This is a genomic window from Enterobacter sp. MGH 4 (assembly GCF_000534735.1).
Taxonomy (GTDB): Bacteria; Pseudomonadota; Gammaproteobacteria; order Enterobacterales; family Enterobacteriaceae; genus Enterobacter; species Enterobacter intestinihominis.
The window spans coordinates 1,619,611-1,639,973 of the sequence record NZ_KI973289.1 but is presented as its reverse complement, the minus strand read 5'-3'; the positions used below and the strand labels follow the sequence as shown (position 1 = coordinate 1,639,973).

Here is a 20,363-nt window from a genome sequence, read left to right as displayed (position 1 = left end):
CGATACCTTGACACGTCTAACCCTGGCGTTAGATGTCATGGGGGGAGATTTTGGCCCTACCGTGACAGTGCCTGCAGCATTGCAGGCACTGAATTCTAATTCGCAACTCACACTTCTTTTAGTCGGTAATCCCGACACAATCACGCCATTACTTGCAAAAGCTGACTTTGAACAACGTTCGCGTCTGCAGATTATTCCTGCGCAGTCAGTTATTGCCAGTGATGCCCGGCCATCGCAGGCTATTCGTAATAGCCGCGGCAGCTCTATGCGCATGGCGCTGGAGCTGGTGAAAGAAGGGCGAGCGCAGGCTTGCGTCAGCGCGGGAAATACTGGCGCGCTGATGGGACTGTCGAAATTATTGCTCAAGCCGATTGAGGGCATTGAGCGTCCGGCGCTGGTGACGGTGTTACCGCATCAGCAGAAGGGCAAAACGGTGGTGCTCGATCTGGGCGCTAACGTAGATTGTGATAGTACAATGCTGGCTCAGTTTGCCGTGATGGGGTCGGTGCTGGCAGAAGACGTGGTCGGGATTACCAATCCCCGCGTTGCGTTATTGAATATTGGTGAAGAAGAGACCAAAGGCCTGGACAGTATCCGCGACGCTGCGGAAATACTCAAACAGGTTCCCTCCATCAACTATATTGGTTATCTCGAAGCCAATGAGTTGCTGACGGGCAAAACGGATGTATTAGTGTGTGATGGCTTCACCGGAAACGTGACGTTGAAGACCATGGAAGGGGTCGTACGAATGTTCCTTTCTCTGCTGAAATCGCAGGGAGAAGGTAAAAAAAGGTCCTGGTGGCTGATTTTATTAAAGCGTTGGTTACAAAAAAGCCTGACGCGGCGATTCAGTCACCTCAACCCCGACCAGTATAATGGCGCCTGTCTGTTAGGATTGCGCGGCATCGTGATTAAGAGTCATGGCGCCGCCAATCAGCGAGCATTTACCGTCGCGATTGAACAGGCAGTGCAGGCGGTGCAGCGACAAGTCCCTCAGAGGATTGCCGCTCGCCTGGGATCTGTATTAGCTAAAAGTGACTGAGCGTACATGTATACGAAGATTTTAGGTACCGGCAGCTACCTGCCAAAACAAGTGCGTACCAACGCCGATCTTGAAAAAATGGTAGATACGTCTGACGAGTGGATTGTCACGCGCACAGGTATCCGTGAACGTCGTATCGCCGCGTCAGACGAAACTGTGTCCACCATGGGCTACGAAGCCGCTCAGCGAGCGCTTGAGATGGCTGGCATTGATAAAGAACAGATCGGGCTTATTGTGGTGGCGACAACATCTGCCACGCATGCCTTCCCAAGCGCAGCGTGCCAGGTGCAGAACATGCTCGGCATCAAAGGCTGCCCGGCATTTGATGTTGCAGCGGCGTGCGCGGGTTTCACCTATGCGCTGAGCATCGCCGATCAGTATGTTAAATCGGGTGCCGTAAAATATGCGCTGGTGATCGGTGCTGATGTGCTGGCGCGTACCTGCGATCCAACCGATCGCGGCACAATCATTATTTTTGGCGATGGCGCGGGCGCGGTGCTGCTGGGGCAGTCCGAAGAACCAGGCATCATCTCCACGCACCTGCACGCTGACGGTCGCTACGGCGAGCTGTTAACGCTGCCTAACGCCGATCGCGTTAATCCGGACAGTTCGATTTACCTGACAATGGCGGGTAATGAAGTATTCAAGGTGGCCGTGACCGAACTCGCTCACATTGTTGATGAGACGCTGGAAGCGAACAATCTGGATCGCGCCGCACTCGACTGGCTGGTACCGCATCAGGCTAACCTGCGTATTATCAGCGCGACGGCGAAGAAGTTGGGCATGTCTATGGATAACGTTGTGGTGACGCTTGATCGCCACGGCAACACCTCTGCGGCATCGGTACCGTGCGCATTTGACGAAGCGGTACGTGATGGACGAATTAAACGGGGCCAACTGGTCTTGCTTGAAGCCTTTGGTGGTGGGTTCACCTGGGGTTCCGCGCTGGTTCGTTTCTAGGATAAGGATTAAAAAATGACGCAATTTGCTTTTGTGTTCCCGGGACAGGGCTCACAAACTGTTGGGATGTTGTCTGAAATGGCAGCAAACTATCCGGTTATTGAAGAGACTTTCCGTGAAGCTTCTGACGCGCTGGGTTATGATCTGTGGGCGCTGACCCAGCAGGGCCCAGCTGAAGAGCTGAACAAAACCTGGCAGACTCAACCGGCACTGCTGGCAGCCTCCGTCGCATTGTGGCGCGTATGGCAGCAGCAGGGCGGCAAAACGCCGGCGCTGATGGCGGGTCATAGCCTGGGTGAATACTCTGCGCTGGTCTGCGCAGGGGTGATTGCCTTCGCTGACGCGGTCCGTCTGGTTGAATTGCGTGGTAAGTTTATGCAGGAAGCGGTGCCAGAAGGCACGGGCGGCATGTCTGCCATCATCGGTCTGGATGATGCTTCTATTGCTAAAGCCTGTGAAGAATCTGCTGAAGGTCAGGTCGTTTCTCCGGTAAACTTTAACTCGCCAGGCCAGGTAGTTATCGCGGGTCATAAAGAAGCGGTTGAGCGTGCAGGCGCTGCCTGTAAAGCTGCGGGTGCTAAACGTGCACTGCCGCTGCCGGTGAGCGTGCCGTCTCACTGTGCGCTGATGAAGCCCGCTGCCGATAAACTGGCGGTTGAGCTGGAAAAAATGACCTTTAACGCACCGACGATTTCCGTTGTGAATAACGTCGATGTGAAGTGCGAAACCGCGCCGGAGGCTATCCGTAACGCGCTGGTTCGCCAGCTCTACAGCCCAGTTCAGTGGACCAAAACCGTTGAATTTATGGCGTCTCAGGGCGTTGAACATCTGTATGAAGTCGGTCCAGGTAAGGTACTTACCGGTCTGACAAAACGTATTGTAGACACCCTGACTGCCTCGGCGATTAACGAGCCGGAAGCAATGAAAGCGGCACTCTCGCAATAAAAGAGGAATACCATGAGTTTTGAAGGAAAAATTGCCCTGGTGACCGGCGCAAGCCGCGGTATCGGGCGTGCTATTGCTGAAACACTGGTTGCGCGCGGCGCGACGGTGATCGGGACTGCGACCAGCGAGAATGGCGCACAGGCCATCAGCGAGTATCTGGGTGCGAACGGCAAAGGTCTGGTACTGAATGTGACTGAACCAGCATCTATCGAATCTGTTCTGGAAAATATTCGCGCAGAGTTTGGCGAAGTGGATATTCTGGTCAATAATGCCGGGATCACTCGCGACAACCTGTTGATGCGAATGAAAGATGATGAGTGGAACGATATTATCGAAACCAACCTGTCATCGGTATTCCGTCTGTCAAAAGCGGTAATGCGCGCTATGATGAAAAAGCGTCATGGACGTATTATCACTGTAGGTTCTGTGGTTGGTACCATGGGAAATGCTGGTCAGGCTAACTACGCTGCGGCGAAAGCAGGTCTGATCGGTTTCAGTAAGTCGCTGGCGCGCGAAGTCGCGTCCCGCGGAATTACTGTAAACGTTGTTGCTCCGGGCTTTATTGAAACGGACATGACGCGTGCGCTGACCGATGATCAGCGTGCGGGTACGCTGGCGGCAGTTCCAGCGGGTCGTCTTGGCGACCCTAAAGAAATCGCCAGCGCGGTTGCATTTTTAGCCTCTGACGAAGCGGGTTACATCACTGGTGAAACCCTCCACGTCAACGGCGGGATGTACATGGTTTAATCACGATCGAAAATATTTGCGTTATTTGGGCAAATGGCCTCAAAATAACGTAAAATCGTGGTAAGACCTGCCGGGATTTAGTTGCAAATTTTTCAACATTTTATACACTACGAAAACCATCGCGAAAGCGAGTTTTGATAGGAAATTTAAGAGTATGAGCACTATCGAAGAACGCGTTAAGAAAATTATCGGCGAACAGCTGGGCGTTAAGCAGGAAGAAGTTGTGAACTCCGCTTCCTTTGTTGAAGACCTGGGCGCAGATTCTCTTGACACCGTTGAGCTGGTAATGGCTCTGGAAGAAGAGTTTGATACTGAGATTCCGGACGAAGAAGCTGAGAAAATCACCACCGTTCAGGCTGCCATTGATTACATCAACGGTCACCAGGCGTAAGTGAACATCTCCAGGCGGTCATTCGACCGCCTGAGTTTTATCTTTTGTAGTCCCACGAATCTCTTTTTTTATCCCTCCCTGGAGGACAAACGTGTCTAAGCGTCGTGTAGTTGTGACCGGACTTGGCATGTTGTCTCCTGTCGGCAATACCGTAGAGTCCACCTGGAAAGCTCTCCTTGCCGGTCAGAGCGGCATCAGCCTAATCGACCATTTCGATACTAGCGCCTATGCAACGAAATTTGCTGGCTTAGTAAAGGATTTTAACTGTGAAGAGATCATCTCGCGCAAAGAACAGCGCAAGATGGATGCCTTCATTCAATATGGAATTGTCGCTGGCGTTCAGGCCATGCAGGATTCTGGCCTTGAGATTACGGAAGAGAACGCTACCCGTATCGGCGCTGCTATCGGCTCCGGGATTGGCGGTCTTGGCCTGATCGAGGAAAACCATACATCTCTGGTGAATGGCGGCCCGCGTAAAATCAGCCCGTTCTTCGTTCCGTCTACGATTGTAAACATGGTGGCAGGTCACCTGACCATTATGTTCGGCCTGCGTGGCCCAAGCATCTCAATCGCGACAGCCTGTACGTCTGGCGTGCATAACATCGGCCAGGCCGCGCGTATCATCGCGTACGGCGATGCAGATGCTATGGTTGCGGGCGGTGCTGAAAAAGCCAGTACCCCGCTGGGCGTCGGTGGCTTCGGTGCAGCGCGTGCGCTCTCTACCCGAAACGATAATCCTCAGGCGGCGAGCCGTCCGTGGGATAAAGACCGTGATGGTTTCGTGCTGGGTGACGGTGCAGGCATGATCGTACTGGAAGAGTACGAACACGCGAAAAAACGTGGCGCGAAAATTTATGCTGAAGTTGTTGGCTTTGGCATGAGCAGCGATGCTTACCACATGACGTCTCCTCCAGAGAACGGCGCAGGTGCTGCGCTGGCGATGGAAAACGCCATCCGTGATGCGGGCATTACGCCGGCACAGATTGGCTACGTTAACGCGCACGGGACATCTACCCCTGCGGGCGATAAAGCAGAAGCGCAGGCGGTTAAGTCTATCTTCGGCGAATCTGCCAGCCGTGTACTGGTGAGCTCCACGAAATCCATGACCGGTCACCTCCTGGGTGCGGCGGGTGCAGTAGAATCAATCTACTCTATTCTCGCGCTGCGCGATCAGGCTGTACCGCCAACTATCAACCTTGATAATCCAGATGAAGGTTGCGATCTGGACTTCGTTCCCCACGAAGCGCGCCAGGTTAGCGGTATGGAGTACACCCTGTGTAACTCCTTCGGCTTCGGTGGGACTAACGGTTCTCTGATCTTCAAAAAGGTCTGAGTCTGGTTAGTCGCTGACGATAATAAAGGTCCGCTTGCCGGGCCTTTTTTATTAGGTGATATCCCCTTGTCCGGCTAACCACATCCTGCCAGACTGAGCCTCCATGCATAAGGAGCCACTATGTTTTTAATTAATGGCCTTGAGCAAGAAATGCTGCCGGCAAGCGACAGGGCGACCCAGTTTGGCGATGGCTGTTTCACGACCGCACGTATTCTCGACGGTGGCGTGTGCCTGCTCGGGGCCCATATCCTTCGTTTACAAAAAGCCTGCGAAGCATTACTGATCCCCTTCTCGCAGTGGGACATTCTTGAAAGTGAAATGCGTCGGCTGGCGTCAGAGAAAGCAAGCGGCGTCCTGAAAGTCATTATCAGCCGCGGCAGCGGTGGTCGGGGCTATAGCGGTTCTGCCTGCCAGCATCCTGCGCGGATCCTTTCCGTTTCAGATTATCCTTCCCATTACGCGCACTGGCGTGAAGAGGGCGTAGTCCTGGCGCTTAGCCCGGTACGTCTGGGGCGAAACCCGATGCTCGCTGGCATAAAACATCTTAACCGTCTTGAACAGGTGCTTATTCGTACTCATCTTGAGCAGACGGAGGCCGGGGAGGCGCTGGTTCTTGACAGCGAAGGGTACATTACGGAATGCTGTGCGGCTAATTTACTCTGGCGGAAGGGCAGTGACGTATTCACGCCTTCGCTGGAGCAGGCCGGAGTCAACGGCATTATGCGGCAGTTTTGTTTGCAACAGCTGGCACGCGCAGGCTTTCGCGTTGTCGAAGTTAACGCTAAGGAAGAGGCGCTGCTGGCTGCCGAAGAAGTTGTTATCTGCAATGCGCTGATGCCCGTTGTCCCCGTTCGTGCTTATGATCGCAAGTGCTGGTCATCCCGCGAGCTGTTCCAGTTTCTGGCCCCGTTATGTGAGCAAACCAGGTAGTCATGAAGAAAATGTTACGCTTTGTCCTCCTTCTTATCGTTGCGTTCGGAATCGCTGGCGGAGCGGGAGTGTGGAAAGTCCGTCAGCTGGCTGAAAGTCAGATCCTGATTAAAGACGAGACGATTTTTACCCTGAAAGCGGGGACCGGGCGGCAGGCGCTTGGTCAGCAGCTGTTTGACGACAAAATTATCAATCGTCCACGCGTATTCCAGTGGCTGCTGCGTATTCAGCCGGACCTGTCCCATTTCAAGGCCGGTACCTATCGTTTCACCCCTGGCATGACCGTGCGCGAGATGCTGCAACTGCTGGAGAGTGGTAAAGAAGCCCAGTTCCCATTGCGTTTTGTGGAAGGTATGCGTCTGAGCGATTATCTCAGGCAACTGCGTGACGCGCCGTACATCAAGCATACGCTGAAAGATGACCGCTACCAGACCGTGGCAGACGCCTTAAAATTCGAACATCCCGAGTGGGTGGAAGGCTGGTTCTGGCCCGATACGTGGATGTATACGGCAGGCACGACGGATGTGGCAATTCTGAAGCGCGCGCACAACAAAATGGTCGCGGCGGTAGACGCTGCGTGGAAAGGGCGAGCAGAGGGCCTGCCTTATAAAGATCAAAACCAGTTCATGACGATGGCCTCGATCATCGAGAAAGAGACGGCCGTTGCTGCCGAACGTGACCAGGTTGCCTCGGTGTTTATTAACCGTCTGCGCATCGGCATGCGTTTGCAAACCGATCCTACCGTCATCTACGGCATGGGCGAAAACTACAACGGCAGGATTTCCAGAAAAGATCTGGAAACGCCAACGGCGTATAATACCTACGTGATTAGCGGCCTGCCGCCTGGACCGATTGCGACGCCGAGTGAAGCATCGTTGAAGGCCGCCGCGCACCCGGCCAAAACGCCGTATCTCTATTTTGTGGCTGACGGAAAAGGGGGGCATACGTTCAATACCAACCTGGCCAGCCACAATCGCTCCGTTCAGGACTATCTGAAGGCACTTAAGGAAAAAAATGCGCAGTAAATACATTGTCATTGAGGGACTCGAAGGGGCGGGCAAAACCACCGCCCGTAACGTGGTGGTGGATACGCTGAAATCGCTTGGCGTCGCCGACATGGTCTTCACCCGCGAGCCGGGCGGTACGCAGCTGGCGGAAAAACTGCGCAGCCTGGTTCTGGATATCAAATCCGTTGGCGATGAAGTTATTACCGACAAAGCGGAAGTGCTAATGTTCTATGCGGCGCGCGTTCAGCTGGTGGAGACGGTGATCAAACCCGCTCTGGCAGAAGGCAAATGGGTGATTGGCGATCGCCACGATCTCTCAACCCAGGCGTATCAGGGCGGTGGCCGGGGTATCGATCAGGCCATGCTGGCTACGCTTCGCGACGCGGTTCTGGGCGATTTCCGTCCTGACCTGACGCTGTATCTGGACGTGACCCCTGAGGTGGGCCTGAAGCGCGCCCGTGCCCGCGGCGAACTGGACCGCATCGAACAGGAGTCTTTTGATTTCTTTAACCGCACCCGTGCGCGTTATCTGGAACTGGCCGGGCAGGACAAGACCATTCGTACCATCGATGCGACGCAATCCCTTGAAGACGTTACATGTGATATTCAGCAGACCGTTACGCAGTGGCTACAGGAGCAGCAGGCATGAAATGGTATCCATGGTTGCGCCCACACTTTGAACAGCTGATCGGCAGCTATCAGGTTGGTCGGGGGCATCATGCGTTACTGATCCAGGCGCTGCCGGGAATGGGTGATGATGCGTTGATTTACGCCATCACCCGCTTTCTGATGTGCCAACAGCCGGAAGGACATAAAAGCTGCGGTAAGTGCCGGGGTTGCCAGCTCATGCAGGCGGGCACGCATCCTGACTATTACACCCTCGAACCTGAGAAGGGCAAAAATACGCTCGGTATCGACGCGGTGCGTGAGGTCAGTGAGAAACTGTACGAATATGCGCGTCTGGGGGGGGCGAAAGTGGTGTGGCTGAAAGATGCCGCGCTGCTCACGGAAGCCGCAGCCAACGCGCTGTTAAAAACCCTGGAAGAGCCGCCAGAAAACACCTGGTTTTTCCTCTCCTGCCGCGAGCCGGAACGCTTGCTGGCGACGCTGCGCAGTCGCTGCCGTCTTCACCACCTTGCTGTCCCTCAGGAATCCTGGGCACTCGCCTGGCTTGAGCGGGAAGTGACGGTGTCACAAGACGCGGCGCTCTCAGCGTTGCGCCTGTGCAGCGGTGCGCCTGCGGCTGCGCTGGCCTTATTACAGCCCGAGGTGTGGTCCCAGCGTGAAACGCTGTGTCGTGCGGTTGAATCAGCCCTCGACATCCATGACTGGCTGAGCGTGCTGCCAGCGCTGAACAGCGATCAGGCTCCGGAACGGCTGCACTGGCTGGCCGCGCTGCTGCTGGATGCGCTCAAAATTCAGCAGGGGGCTACGCTTCTGACTAACCCTGACGTGTGGGCGCTGGTCACCACGCTGGCGAATCGCCTGTCAGGGCAGTCGCTGCACGCTATCCTTCATGATATCTGCCAGAGTCGTGAACAACTTTTGACGGTAACCGGTCTCAATCGCGAGCTTTTACTGACCGACCAGTTACTGCGTATTGAACACTACCTGCAACCGGGCGTCATACCGCCGGTTTCCCACCTCTGAGAGAGACATTATGTTTTTAGTCGACTCACACTGCCATCTCGATGGCCTGGATTATCAATCCCTGCATAAAAATGTAGACGACGTGCTGGCGAAAGCCACCGCGCGCGATGTGAAATTTTGCCTGGCCGTGGCGACCACGTTGCCGGGTTACCGCTCCATGCGTGAATTGGTAGGCGAGCGCGATAATGTCGTCTTCTCCTGCGGCGTGCATCCGCTGAATCAGGATGAAGCGTACGACGTTGAGGATTTACGCCGTCTTGCCGCAGAAGAGGGCGTAGTGGCGATGGGCGAGACCGGCCTGGACTATTTCTACACTCCGGAAACGAAACCTCGCCAGCAGGAATCCTTCCGTAACCATATCCGCATTGGCCGGGAACTGAATAAGCCGGTTATCGTTCACACCCGAGATGCGCGCGCCGACACGCTGGGTATCCTGCGGGAAGAAAAGGTGACGGATTGCGGTGGCGTACTACACTGTTTCACAGAAGACAGAGAAACGGCGGGTAAGCTGCTTGATTTGGGCTTTTATATCTCGTTCTCGGGGATTGTCACGTTCCGTAATGCTGAGCAACTGCGTGATGCGGCGCGCTATGTTCCGCTGGATCGTATTCTGGTGGAAACCGATTCCCCGTACCTGGCGCCGGTGCCTCATCGTGGCAAAGAGAACCAGCCAGCGATGACCCGGGATGTCGCTGAGTATATGGCCGTTCTGAAAGGTGTCAGTATTGAAGAACTGGCTCGCGTGACAACGGAAAACTTCGCCAGCCTGTTCCATATTGACCCCGCCCGCCTGCAATCTGTCTGATACACCTGTTATTTTTAGGCTCGTAATTAATAACTAAAGCGAGTAAAGTTCACCGCCTCATTCGGGGCGGTGATGGCGTTTTTAGACACATCCAGACATGCTTTATGTAAATATCTGCAAGTTTTTTGGCCGTCTTGAACTGAAACGTGATAGCCGTCAAACAAACTCAGAGGGAATTATTTTACTCTGTGTAATAAATAAAGGGCGCTTAGATGTCCTGTCCACGGCGCGGTACTCCCCCCGGGCCAATGCGTGAAAACGTAAAAAAAAGCACAAATACTCAGGAGCACTCTCAATTATGTTTAAGAATGCATTTGCTAACCTGCAAAAGGTCGGTAAATCGCTGATGCTGCCAGTATCCGTACTGCCTATCGCAGGTATCCTGCTGGGTGTCGGTTCTGCAAACTTCAGCTGGCTGCCAGCCGTAGTTTCCCACGTGATGGCCGAAGCAGGCGGTTCTGTTTTTGCTAACATGCCGCTGATCTTCGCTATCGGTGTTGCTCTGGGCTTCACCAATAACGACGGTGTTTCCGCTCTGGCGTCCGTTGTTGCTTACGGCATCATGGTGAAAACCATGGCTGTGGTTGCGCCGCTGGTACTGCATTTACCTGCTGAAGAGATTGCCGCTAAGCACCTGGCGGACACCGGTGTTCTCGGTGGTATCATCTCCGGTGCGATTGCAGCGTATATGTTTAACCGCTTCTATCGCATCAAGCTGCCTGAGTATCTGGGCTTCTTCGCGGGTAAACGTTTTGTGCCGATCATTTCTGGTCTGGCCGCGATTTTCACCGGTGTGGTCCTGTCCTTCATCTGGCCACCAATCGGTACGGCAATCCAGACCTTCTCTCAGTGGGCAGCTTACCAGAACCCGGTTGTGGCGTTCGGTATCTACGGCTTCATTGAGCGCTGCCTGGTACCATTTGGTCTGCACCACATCTGGAACGTCCCATTCCAGATGCAGATTGGTGAATACACCAACGCAGCAGGTCAGGTGTTCCACGGCGACATCCCACGCTACATGGCGGGCGACCCAACGGCAGGTAAACTGTCTGGTGGCTTCCTGTTCAAAATGTACGGTCTGCCGGCCGCTGCAATTGCTATCTGGCACTCTGCTAAACCAGAGAACCGTGCAAAAGTGGGCGGTATCATGATCTCCGCAGCGCTGACCTCGTTCCTGACCGGTATCACCGAGCCGATCGAGTTCTCCTTCATGTTCGTTGCGCCGATCCTGTACATCATCCACGCGGTACTGGCAGGTCTGGCATTCCCAATCTGTATCCTGCTGGGTATGCGTGACGGTACGTCCTTCTCTCACGGCCTGATCGACTTCATCGTTCTGTCCGGTAACAGCAGCAAGCTGTGGCTGTTCCCTATCGTGGGTGCGGGCTACGCAGTGGTGTACTACACCGTCTTCCGCGTGCTGATCAAAGCACTGGACCTGAAAACGCCGGGTCGTGAAGATGCAACGGAAGACAGCAAAGCCGGTGTGACCAGCGAAATGGCACCTGCTCTGGTTGCTGCTTTCGGCGGTAAAGAGAACATCACTAACCTGGACGCGTGTATCACTCGTCTGCGTGTGAGCGTTGCCGACGTTGCGAAAGTCGACCAGCCGGGTCTGAAAAAACTGGGCGCAGCAGGCGTCGTTGTTGCAGGTTCTGGTGTTCAGGCAATCTTCGGAACGAAATCCGATAACCTGAAAACCGAAATGGATGAGTACATCCGCAACAACTAAGCTGTGATCTGGGGAGACTAAGGCAGCCGATTGGCTGCCTTTTTTATTATTGCGGTTTGTGGTGCCGGGTGGCGGCTGCGCCTAACCCGGCCTACGTGATGGGTAGGCCCGGTAAGCGCAGCGCCACCGGGCTTAATACTCAGAAATCGTAGCTCGCGCTCACCGAAACGTTCAGTGGCGCGCCATACACTACATACGATCCGACGTAGTCGTAATACTCTTTGTCGAACAGGTTGTTGACGTTAGCCTGAACAGCAAAGTCTTTGGTGACCTGATAGCGACTGAACAGGTTCACCAGCCCATAGCTGCCTTGCTCCGCGCGGGAACGTCCTGCCGGACCGCCTTCCACGTCCGTCCACACTTTGTTCTGCCAGTTTACGCCACCGCCCACGGTCAGTTCCGGCAGCATTGGCAGTTGATAACGGGTGAACAGCTTCATGGTTGTGCGCGGCTGATCGGAGCTGACAGCGTTGCCATTCTTATCTTCTGCAATGTAACGCGTCGCGCCAAAGGTCAGCTGCCAGTTATCGGTCAGTGCACCGTTGAGCTCAAACTCGACCCCTTTGCTGACCACCCCGTCCAGCGATTCATAAATCGACTCACCGCTCGGCATGTAGGTATACGTGTTGCTGGCCACGTTATCCTGCTCAATACGGAAAATCGCCAGCGAGGTGGTGAGGCGGGTATTAAACCAGTCTGCCTTCACCCCGGCTTCGTAGCTTTTACCCGTGGTAGGGTCGAGATAACGTCCACTGGCATTGCGCTTATCCTGCGGCTGGAAGATAGAGGTATAGCTGACGTAGGTCGACCAGTCCTCATTGATGTCATACACCAGGCCGGCATACGGCGTGACATCATCTTTGGTGCTTTCCAGACGGGTATTCGGCGAACCAGCGGGGTTATAGCGAATATTGTATTGGGTGTAACGCGCCCCCAGGATCAGGTGCAACGGATCGGCGAGTGAGAAACGCGCAGAGGAATAGGCTGAAGACTGGCGAATATCATCCTTGCTGTAGAGTTTCCACGGCGTCCACTGCGGATCGGCAATGTTCCCGTTCCAGTTCTTAAAGTTGCCGACATCAACCATGCCGTATACTGCATCCGGCATGGTGTTGTCGTAATGGTTACGCTGACGGCTAAAGCTGCCGCCGAACATCATCTCGTGCTGACGGCCAAAGAGATCGAAACCGCCGCGCAGGAAGGCATCGACCGCATCCTGTTTGCGTTCCCCGCGGTTCCAGCCGCCGTAACCCACCAGGCCCGCGCCGGTCTCTTTATCCGGATAACCGGACATATACATCAGCTTAGAGTCAAAGTTGGTTTCAGCATGCATGCCGTTGATGTGCGCTTCCCAGCCATTATCGAAACGCTGGGTCAGGTTAGCGAAGATGCGGGTGCTGTCTTTATCTGAATAGGCCCAGTCAGGCGCGACGGTCTGGCTGCGATTGTAGTTGGTCTTACTTCCGTCGCTGTACCATGTCGGCAGCCCGCCCCAGGTTGGGTCGGCGGTATGGCTTTCCTGATACTCATACCCTACCGAGAGGGTCGTGCTGTCGGTAACATCTGCATCCATCACGCCGTAGAGGAATTTCTTCCGGTAGTGGTAGTTATCCACGAAGCTGTCGTTGTCCTGATAACCCGTGATCAGACGACCCCGTACCTTACCTGATTCCACTAGCGGCGCCTGGAGATCCAGCACGTAACGCTGCTTGTCCCAGCTGCCATAGCTGGCGGAAACGTTGCCTTTAAATTCCTGGCTGTCCGCATGCTTGCGCACCATATTAACGTACGCCGCCGGGTTGCCCGTCCCGGACATCAGGCCTGTGGCGCCGCGGACCACTTCAATGCGGTCATAAATTGCGGTATCGGCGGCGGTATCACCAAAGTTCCACACTTCACTGATGGACGTTGGAAGGTCGTCATAGGCGTAGTTGCTGACGAAAAATCCGCGTGAGTAAAATACGGTACGATCGCTGTCCTGCACCTGCGCCGTGATGCCCGTGGTGTTCGTCAGCACCTGGCCGATGGATTGCAGATTCTGGTCAGCCATACGTTGCTGGCTGATAACGCTGACGGACTGTGGGATGTCGCGGGGAACCAGCAACAGTTTGGTGCCGGTGGTGGTGGTTTTTACGCTGTAATCCTGATCCTGGCTGGCAGAAAGATCCTGTGTGTTATCAAAACCCCCATCAACGACGACGGTATCTTCGGCTGTTGAAGCAGCGAAAGCGGTGGTTGGCGTCAATGCCATAGCAATGCAGGCGGCCAGCAACGAAGGTGTTGCGGCAGGCTGACGTTGCCCATCCCTGGTGTGATTAATGAAAGACATCATCAAACCCTTAGTGAATGGTGAAGGTAGTGCGCGACAGTCCCGCTAGCACGGGCTGACGTCGTTTTCTATGTTAAAAATGCGCATGAAAATGCAAATGCGAAATATACGCATTGTGATTAACGCTGTAAACAGATGTTTCGGGATGAACTGAAATCAGGTTTCAGAAAAGAAATGTCCTAAAGCGATGCCTCTTCACCCAGATGGGCGATAATCAGGAAAGAAATAACGGGAGAAGGTTGAAAGGACAGGAGAAACTCGCTCATACTCTTGTGTTGTGTCACACAGTAAAACAGACAATGTGTGTTAACAACGGACGCACGACGCCAGATTAAACATAAAAGGAAAAGGTCATGGCTGAAGAAACGATTTTCAGTAAAATTATCCGCCGGGAAATTCCGTCGGATATTGTCTATCAGGATGAACTGGTCACGGCTTTCCGCGACATTTCTCCCCAGGCGCCGACGCACATCCTTATTATTCCCAATATTCTGATTCCGACCGTCAATGACGTTAAAACCGAGCATGAAGTTGCGCTGGGCCGTATGCTTACGGTGGCCGCGAAAATTGCTGAACAGGAAGGGATTGCTGAAGATGGATACCGTTTGATCATGAACTGTAATCGCCATGGCGGCCAGGAAGTCTATCATATTCATATGCATCTTCTGGGTGGACGTCCACTGGGACCGATGCTGGCACATAAAGGTCTTTAATATGTTAACTGGGCGTATTGCAGCGCTGATCGTGACGCTGGTTATGGTTGGGTGCAGCGCGCGTCCCGCCATCCCGGTCAGTGAAGAACAGACGCTGGTGATGGAGTCCTCAGTGCTTGCTGCGGGCATCACGGCGGAAAATCCTTCGTTGACCATAAGCGAAATCCAGTCTTCTGCCTCCTCTACGCTCTATAACGAAAGGCAAGAGCCAGTGACGGTGCATTATCGCTTCTACTGGTATGACGTGAGAGGTCTTGAGATGCACCCGCTTGAGGCGCCGCGTAGCGTGACGGTTCCGGCAAGATCGTCGGTCACGCTCTACGGCAGCGCCAGCTATCTGGGTGCACATAAGGTGAGACTTTATCTTTATTTGTAAGGAGTGAACCTTGATTAAAACAATGAGCCGTTATGCGCTCCTGAGTGCGTTCGCACTCTTTCTGGCAGGCTGTGTGACGCGAACGGAAGAACCTGCACCGGTGGATCAGGCGAAGCCGGGAACGGAACAGCCAACAACACCGGCGCAACCTGTTCCAACCGTGCCGTCTGTACCGACTATTCCGGCGCAGCCTGGCCCGATCGAACATCCGGACGATACCGCGCAGCCTGCGCCGCGAGTGCGGCACTATGACTGGAACGGCGCGATGCAGCCGATGGTGGGCAAAATGTTGCAGGCACAGGGCGTTACGCCTGGCAGTGTGCTGCTGGTGGACAGCGTGAACAATCGTACAAACGGTTCCCTGAATGCGGGAGAAGCGACGGAAACCCTGCGCAACGCGCTGGCAAACAACGGTAAATTTACGCTGGTCTCAGCCCAGCAGCTCGCGGTCGCCAAGCAACAGCTTGGTCTGTCGCCTCAGGACAGCCTGGGTTCGCGCAGTAAAGCGATTGGTATCGCCCGCAACGTTGGCGCGCAGTATGTCCTTTATTCTAACGCGACAGGCAACGTGAACACGCCGTCGTTGCAGATGCAGTTAATGCTGGTTCAAACCGGCGAAATTATCTGGTCAGGTAAAGGTGCCGTTACGCAACAATAAGCGCACGCGTCATGATGTCCTGACGCGTTATTTCCCCCAGTACCGTGTTATCGCGCCGCAAGCCCCCGTCGGGCTTGGCGGCGCGAGTTGCATTATTGAGCGTGGCGACCATCGGCTGGTTTTACGTCAGCATCACGATGCCGCCGCGCCTGCCGCCCATTTTCGTCGCCAGTTCCGCGCCCTGAAGCGCCTTCCCGCCGACCTTGCCCCGAAACCTCATCTCTTTATCAGGGACTGGATGGCGGTGGCGTTTATTGCGGGTGAGATCAAAAGCGAGCTTCCCGATACGCCCACGCTGGCAGCCATGCTGTATCATCTGCATCGACAGCCGCGTCTGGGCTGGCAGGTGACGTTACTTCCATTACTGGATAGCTATTGGCAGCAGGCTGCGCCTGGACGACGCACGCCCTTCTGGCTGGCGCAGCTTAAGCGGCTGCGTAAAGCGGGAGAGCCGAAGGCGTTACGTCTGGCGCCGCTGCATATGGATGTCCATGCGGGGAATATCGTTCATACCACGGCGGGCGAGAAACTTATCGACTGGGAATATGCCGGGGACGGTGACGTGGCGCTTGAACTCGCTGCGGTCTGGATGCCTGATGAGGCTTCGCGCGTGCAGCTGATAACCGCCTATGCCCGAAACGCCAACATAAATGTACTCACCCTTGCGCGGCAGGTCGCGCGCTGGCGTCCGTGGGTGCTGATGCTGATGGCGGGATGGTTTGAAATGCGACTTCAGCAGACAGATGACGAACAATTTATTGCGCTGGCAAATGATGCCTGGCGTCAGTTACAAACGAAAGGATAAGAGAGGTTGGTGTGGGTCCAGTAATGTTGGATGTTGAAGGGTTTGAGCTTGATGCGGAAGAGCGCGAAATTCTGGCGCACCCGCTGGTAGGGGGGCTGATTCTTTTCACCCGCAATTATCACGATCCGGTGCAGTTGCGCGAGCTGGTTCGCCAGATCCGCGCGGCGTCACGCAATCGCCTGGTGGTGGCCGTCGACCAGGAAGGTGGACGCGTGCAGCGTTTCCGCGAAGGGTTTACCCGTTTACCCGCCGCACAATCTTTTGCTGCGCTGCTGGGTGCTGAAGAGGGCGGTCAACTGGCGCAGGACGCAGGCTGGCTGATGGCCAGCGAGATGATCGCCATGGATATCGATATCAGCTTCGCCCCGGTGCTGGACGTAGGACACATTAGTGCGGCAATAGGTGAGCGTTCGTATCATGACGATCCACGTATCGCGCTGGCAATGGCGACGCGCTTCATTGACGGTATGCACGATGCGGGCATGAAAACCACCGGCAAGCATTTCCCGGGCCACGGGGCGGTGACGGCGGATTCCCATAAAGAAACCCCGCGCGATCCGCGCCCGGAAGCAGACATTCGCGCTAAAGATATGTCTGTTTTCCGATCGCTGATTACCGATAACAAGCTGGACGCTATTATGCCTGCGCACGTCATCTACAGTGACGTTGATCCGCGTCCGGCCAGCGGCTCTCCGCACTGGCTTAAAACCGTGCTGCGTCAGGAGTTGGGCTTCAATGGCGTTATTTTCTCTGACGATTTATCCATGGAAGGGGCGGCGATCATGGGCAGCTATGCTGAACGTGGACAGGCTTCTCTGGATGCGGGTTGCGATATGATCCTCGTCTGCAATAATCGTAAAGGTGCGGTGAGCGTGCTGGATAACCTGTCGCCGATCAATGCTGAGCGTGTTACACAATTGTATCATAAAGGTTCATTTAGTCGTCAGGAGCTGATGGACTCGGCGCGCTGGAAAGCGGTAAACGCCCGGCTCGAAGCCCTGAACGAGCGCTGGCAGGCACATAAAGCAGCCCTTTAATTCATCCCGGAAGGCGTAGCGTGGTGAGACGATGATCATCTATTTACACGGTTTTGACTCAAACAGTCCTGGTAATCATGAGAAAGTGCTGCAATTGCAGTTTATCGATCCGGATGTTCGGCTGATTAGCTACAGCACGCGTCATCCGAAGCATGACATGCAGCATCTGCTGAAAGAAGTGGATAAAATGTTGCAGCTTAATATCGACGATCGCCCGCTGATTTGCGGCGTAGGGTTGGGGGGATACTGGGCAGAGCGCATCGGTTTTTTGTGCGATATGCGCCAGGTCATTTTCAATCCTAACCTGTTCCCGAACGAGAACATGGAAGGCAAGATTGACCGTCCGGAAGAGTACGCCGATATCGCAACCAAATGCGTAAGCAATTTCCGTGAAAAGAACCGCGATCGCTGTCTGGTTATCCTTTCTCGCAACGATGAAGCGCTGAACAGCTCCCGCGCCGCCGAACTTCTGCATCATTACTACGAAATTGTCTGGGACGAAGAGCAGACCCACAAGTTCAAAAATATTTCCCCGCACTTGCAGCGTATTAAGGCCTTTAAAACGCTGGGCTGAACTCCCTGAACCTGACAAAGGCCCGGTACGTGAAAGCGTGCCGGGCCTCTTTTTTATCAGAGTTGTCTACTTTTAAACCATCAAAACTTGATACATATCAATTTTGGTATGACCAATGCGCCTGACGTGCTATTCTCAATGAATCTGAATGGTTTCAGCGCAGTAACCTGTTGTTAATTAAGGGTTATTTATATAACTTTTAATTAACAATTGGTTAATAATTTGAGGGGGTCACGTTGACTACGCCATTGAAAAAGATAGTGATTGTCGGCGGTGGTGCTGGCGGGCTGGAGCTGGCGACGCAGCTGGGTAAGAAACTGGGTCGCGGTAAGAAAGCCAAAATCACGCTGGTGGATCGTAACCACAGCCATCTGTGGAAGCCGTTACTGCACGAAGTGGCGACCGGGTCGCTGGATGAGGGCGTGGATGCGCTCAGCTATCTGGCGCATGCGCGTAACCACCACTTCCAGTTCCAGCTGGGTTCGGTGGTGGACATCAACCGTGAAAATAAAACCATCACGCTGGCTGAGCTGCGTGATGATAAAGGCGAGCTGCTGGTTCCTGAGCGCAAGCTGGCCTATGACACGCTGGTGATGGCCCTGGGCAGTACGTCCAATGATTTCAACACCCCAGGCGTAAAAGAGCACTGTATCTTCCTGGATAACCCGCATCAGGCGCGTCGTTTCCATCAGGAGATGCTTAACCTGTTCCTGAAGTACACCAACAACATGGGTGCTAACGGCAAGGTTAACATTGCTATCGTGGGCGGCGGCGCAACGGGCGTTGAATTATCGGCGGAGTTGCACAATGCGGTCAAACAGCTGCACAGCTATGGCTACAAAGGGCTGACTAATGAAGCGCTGAATGTGACGCTGGTGGAAGCAGGTGAACGTATTCTGCCTGCGCTGCCGCCGCGTATTTCCGGCGCGGCGCACAACGAGCTGACCAAACTGGGCGTGCGCGTGCTGACCCAGACCATGGTGACCAGCGCGGATGAGGGCGGACTGCATACCAAAGACGGCGAATACATCCAGGCCGACCTGATGGTCTGGGCTGCGGGGATCAAAGCGCCTGATTTCATGAAAGATATCGGTGGGCTGGAGACAAACCGTATTAACCAGCTGGTGACAGAGCCGACGCTGCAAACCACGCGCGATCCGGACATCTTCGCTATCGGCGACTGTGCCTCCTGCGCGCGTCCGGAAGGCGGGTTTGTGCCTCCTCGCGCCCAGGCCGCGCACCAGATGGCAAGCCTCGTGCTGCATAACATCCTGGCGCAGATGAAAGGCAAACCGATGAAAGCCTATGTCTACAAAGACCACGGCTCTCTGGTGTCGCTCTCAAACTTTTCAACCGTGGGCAGCCTGATGGGCAACCTGATGCGCGGCTCCATGATGGTGGAAGGGCGCATCGCCCGCTTCGTGTACATTTCTCTGTACCGTATGCACCAGATTGCGCTGCACGGCTACTTCAAAACCGGCCTGATGATGCTGGTCGGCCGCATCAACCGCGTTATCCGCCCACGCCTGAAGCTGCACTAATTTCTCCCTCCCTCCGGGCTCTCCGGAGGGAGTTCTTAGCACATCATGCTGTGCATTTCGCTCCTGACGCTTAAGAGTTCTCTTAAACAAACGCTATCCCAGCTCATCCCCCGGTTTTTTGATCCTTTATCTTATTGGCGAAGCGTTTATTGCGCTGCAAAATTGCTACCAATTGCAACAAAGGAGGAAGTCCCGTGAATAAATCAATGTTGGCGGGTATAGGGATTGGCGTCGCAGCTGCGTTAGGTGTGGCTGCCGTTGCCAGTCTGAACGTACTTGATCGTGGCCCGCAGTATGCGCAGGTGGTTTCCGCTACACCGATCAAAGAGACGGTCAAGACGCCTCGTCAGGAGTGTCGTAATGTTTCTGTCACCCATCGTCGTCCGGTTCAGGATGAAAACCGTATCGCTGGCTCCGTGCTGGGCGCGGTTGCTGGTGGGGTGATTGGTCATCAGTTTGGTGGTGGCCGTGGTAAGGATGTCGCGACGGTAGTTGGTGCGCTGGGTGGCGGTTATGCCGGTAACCAGGTGCAGGGCGCGATGCAGGAAAATGATACCTACACCACAACGCAGCAGCGCTGTAAAACTGTATATGACAAGTCTGAAAAAATGTTGGGCTACGACGTAACCTACAAAATTGGCGATCAGCAGGGCAAAATCCGCATGGATAAAGATCCTGGTACGCAGATCCCTCTCGACAGCAATGGTCAGCTGATACTGAATAACAAAGTGTAAAAAAGATGTTCTCTGAACTTAGCTCCTCATGCGCTCAGGCTGAGGAGCTTTTTT

General features: G+C 54.5%; 21 protein-coding genes. 20 read left to right on the top strand and 1 reads right to left on the bottom strand.

Features of this window, described 5'->3' with window-relative positions:
* The first annotated feature begins 7 nt into the window (after positions 1–7).
* The 12 genes from plsX to ptsG all read left to right on the top strand — a co-directional run bounded on the left by plsX (position 8) and on the right by ptsG (position 11,542).
* Positions 8–1,042, top strand: coding sequence for a phosphate acyltransferase PlsX (gene plsX, locus L350_RS14600; protein WP_152811225.1), 1,035 nt, complete (start codon positions 8–10; stop codon positions 1,040–1,042).
* 6 nt (positions 1,043–1,048) lie between these two features.
* Positions 1,049–2,002 (top strand): beta-ketoacyl-ACP synthase III, encoded by a 954-nt coding sequence (locus L350_RS14605; RefSeq protein WP_032624477.1) that lies wholly within the window; start codon positions 1,049–1,051, stop codon positions 2,000–2,002.
* A gap of 15 nt (positions 2,003–2,017) precedes the next feature.
* On the top strand, positions 2,018–2,947 hold the full coding sequence (gene fabD, locus L350_RS14610; protein ID WP_022647738.1) for an ACP S-malonyltransferase: 930 nt from the start codon (positions 2,018–2,020) through the stop codon (positions 2,945–2,947).
* A gap of 12 nt (positions 2,948–2,959) precedes the next feature.
* Positions 2,960–3,694, top strand: a complete 735-nt coding sequence (fabG, locus tag L350_RS14615) for a 3-oxoacyl-ACP reductase FabG (protein ID WP_022647739.1) — start codon at positions 2,960–2,962, stop codon at positions 3,692–3,694.
* Positions 3,695–3,848: 154 nt separating this feature from the next.
* Positions 3,849–4,085, top strand: coding sequence for an acyl carrier protein (acpP, locus tag L350_RS14620; protein WP_003857954.1), 237 nt, complete (start codon positions 3,849–3,851; stop codon positions 4,083–4,085).
* 91 nt (positions 4,086–4,176) lie between these two features.
* Positions 4,177–5,418, top strand: a complete 1,242-nt coding sequence (gene fabF, locus L350_RS14625; RefSeq protein ID WP_022647740.1) for a beta-ketoacyl-ACP synthase II — start codon at positions 4,177–4,179, stop codon at positions 5,416–5,418.
* A 120-nt stretch (positions 5,419–5,538) separates the two neighbouring features.
* Positions 5,539–6,348, top strand: a complete 810-nt coding sequence (gene pabC, locus L350_RS14630) for an aminodeoxychorismate lyase (protein WP_023299796.1) — start codon at positions 5,539–5,541, stop codon at positions 6,346–6,348.
* A 2-nt stretch (positions 6,349–6,350) separates the two neighbouring features.
* Entirely contained in the window at positions 6,351–7,373 is a 1,023-nt protein-coding gene (yceG, locus tag L350_RS14635) for a cell division protein YceG (RefSeq protein WP_023299797.1), read from the top strand.
* Entirely contained in the window at positions 7,363–8,004 is a 642-nt protein-coding gene (tmk, locus tag L350_RS14640; protein ID WP_022647743.1) for a dTMP kinase, read from the top strand. The genes yceG and tmk overlap by 11 nt, the downstream gene beginning before the upstream one ends.
* Positions 8,001–9,005, top strand: a complete 1,005-nt coding sequence (gene holB, locus L350_RS14645; RefSeq protein ID WP_023299799.1) for a DNA polymerase III subunit delta' — start codon at positions 8,001–8,003, stop codon at positions 9,003–9,005. The genes tmk and holB overlap by 4 nt, the downstream gene beginning before the upstream one ends.
* A 10-nt stretch (positions 9,006–9,015) precedes the next feature.
* Positions 9,016–9,810, top strand: coding sequence for a metal-dependent hydrolase (locus tag L350_RS14650; RefSeq protein ID WP_032624476.1), 795 nt, complete (start codon positions 9,016–9,018; stop codon positions 9,808–9,810).
* Between the two features lie 298 nt (positions 9,811–10,108).
* Positions 10,109–11,542, top strand: a complete 1,434-nt coding sequence (ptsG, locus tag L350_RS14655; protein WP_006809245.1) for a PTS glucose transporter subunit IIBC — start codon at positions 10,109–10,111, stop codon at positions 11,540–11,542.
* Between the two features lie 139 nt (positions 11,543–11,681).
* Here ptsG and fhuE read toward each other — a convergent pair whose 3' ends face one another.
* Entirely contained in the window at positions 11,682–13,871 is a 2,190-nt protein-coding gene (fhuE, locus tag L350_RS14660; RefSeq protein ID WP_032622149.1) for a ferric-rhodotorulic acid/ferric-coprogen receptor FhuE, read from the bottom strand.
* Positions 13,872–14,224: 353 nt separating this feature from the next.
* Here fhuE and hinT point away from each other — a divergent pair, with 353 nt between their 5' ends.
* From hinT to L350_RS14700, 8 genes are all read left to right on the top strand, one after another.
* Positions 14,225–14,584: a purine nucleoside phosphoramidase gene (gene hinT, locus L350_RS14665; RefSeq protein ID WP_006809243.1), complete on the top strand. Its 360-nt coding sequence runs from the start codon at positions 14,225–14,227 to the stop codon at positions 14,582–14,584.
* A 1-nt stretch (position 14,585) separates the two neighbouring features.
* Complete coding sequence (locus L350_RS14670) at positions 14,586–14,960, top strand: YcfL family putative periplasmic lipoprotein (protein WP_022647747.1); 375 nt, start codon at positions 14,586–14,588, stop codon at positions 14,958–14,960.
* 13 nt (positions 14,961–14,973) lie between these two features.
* Positions 14,974–15,618, top strand: a complete 645-nt coding sequence (gene lpoB / locus L350_RS14675) for a penicillin-binding protein activator LpoB (protein ID WP_085929697.1) — start codon at positions 14,974–14,976, stop codon at positions 15,616–15,618.
* A complete protein-coding gene (thiK, locus tag L350_RS14680) occupies positions 15,599–16,423 on the top strand; it encodes a thiamine kinase (RefSeq protein WP_023305871.1) in 825 nt (274 codons plus the stop codon). The genes lpoB and thiK overlap by 20 nt, the downstream gene beginning before the upstream one ends.
* 11 nt (positions 16,424–16,434) lie before the next feature.
* Entirely contained in the window at positions 16,435–17,460 is a 1,026-nt protein-coding gene (nagZ, locus tag L350_RS14685) for a beta-N-acetylhexosaminidase (protein WP_032624475.1), read from the top strand.
* A 31-nt stretch (positions 17,461–17,491) separates the two neighbouring features.
* Entirely contained in the window at positions 17,492–18,034 is a 543-nt protein-coding gene (gene ycfP / locus L350_RS14690; RefSeq protein WP_032624474.1) for an alpha/beta hydrolase YcfP, read from the top strand.
* 236 nt (positions 18,035–18,270) lie between these two features.
* Positions 18,271–19,575 carry an NAD(P)/FAD-dependent oxidoreductase gene (locus L350_RS14695; protein WP_017693633.1) on the top strand — a complete coding sequence of 435 codons (1,305 nt, stop codon included), beginning with the start codon at positions 18,271–18,273 and terminating at the stop codon, positions 19,573–19,575.
* A 194-nt stretch (positions 19,576–19,769) separates the two neighbouring features.
* Positions 19,770–20,309: a glycine zipper 2TM domain-containing protein gene (locus L350_RS14700; RefSeq protein ID WP_017384715.1), complete on the top strand. Its 540-nt coding sequence runs from the start codon at positions 19,770–19,772 to the stop codon at positions 20,307–20,309.
* Positions 20,310–20,363: the final 54 nt, after the last annotated feature.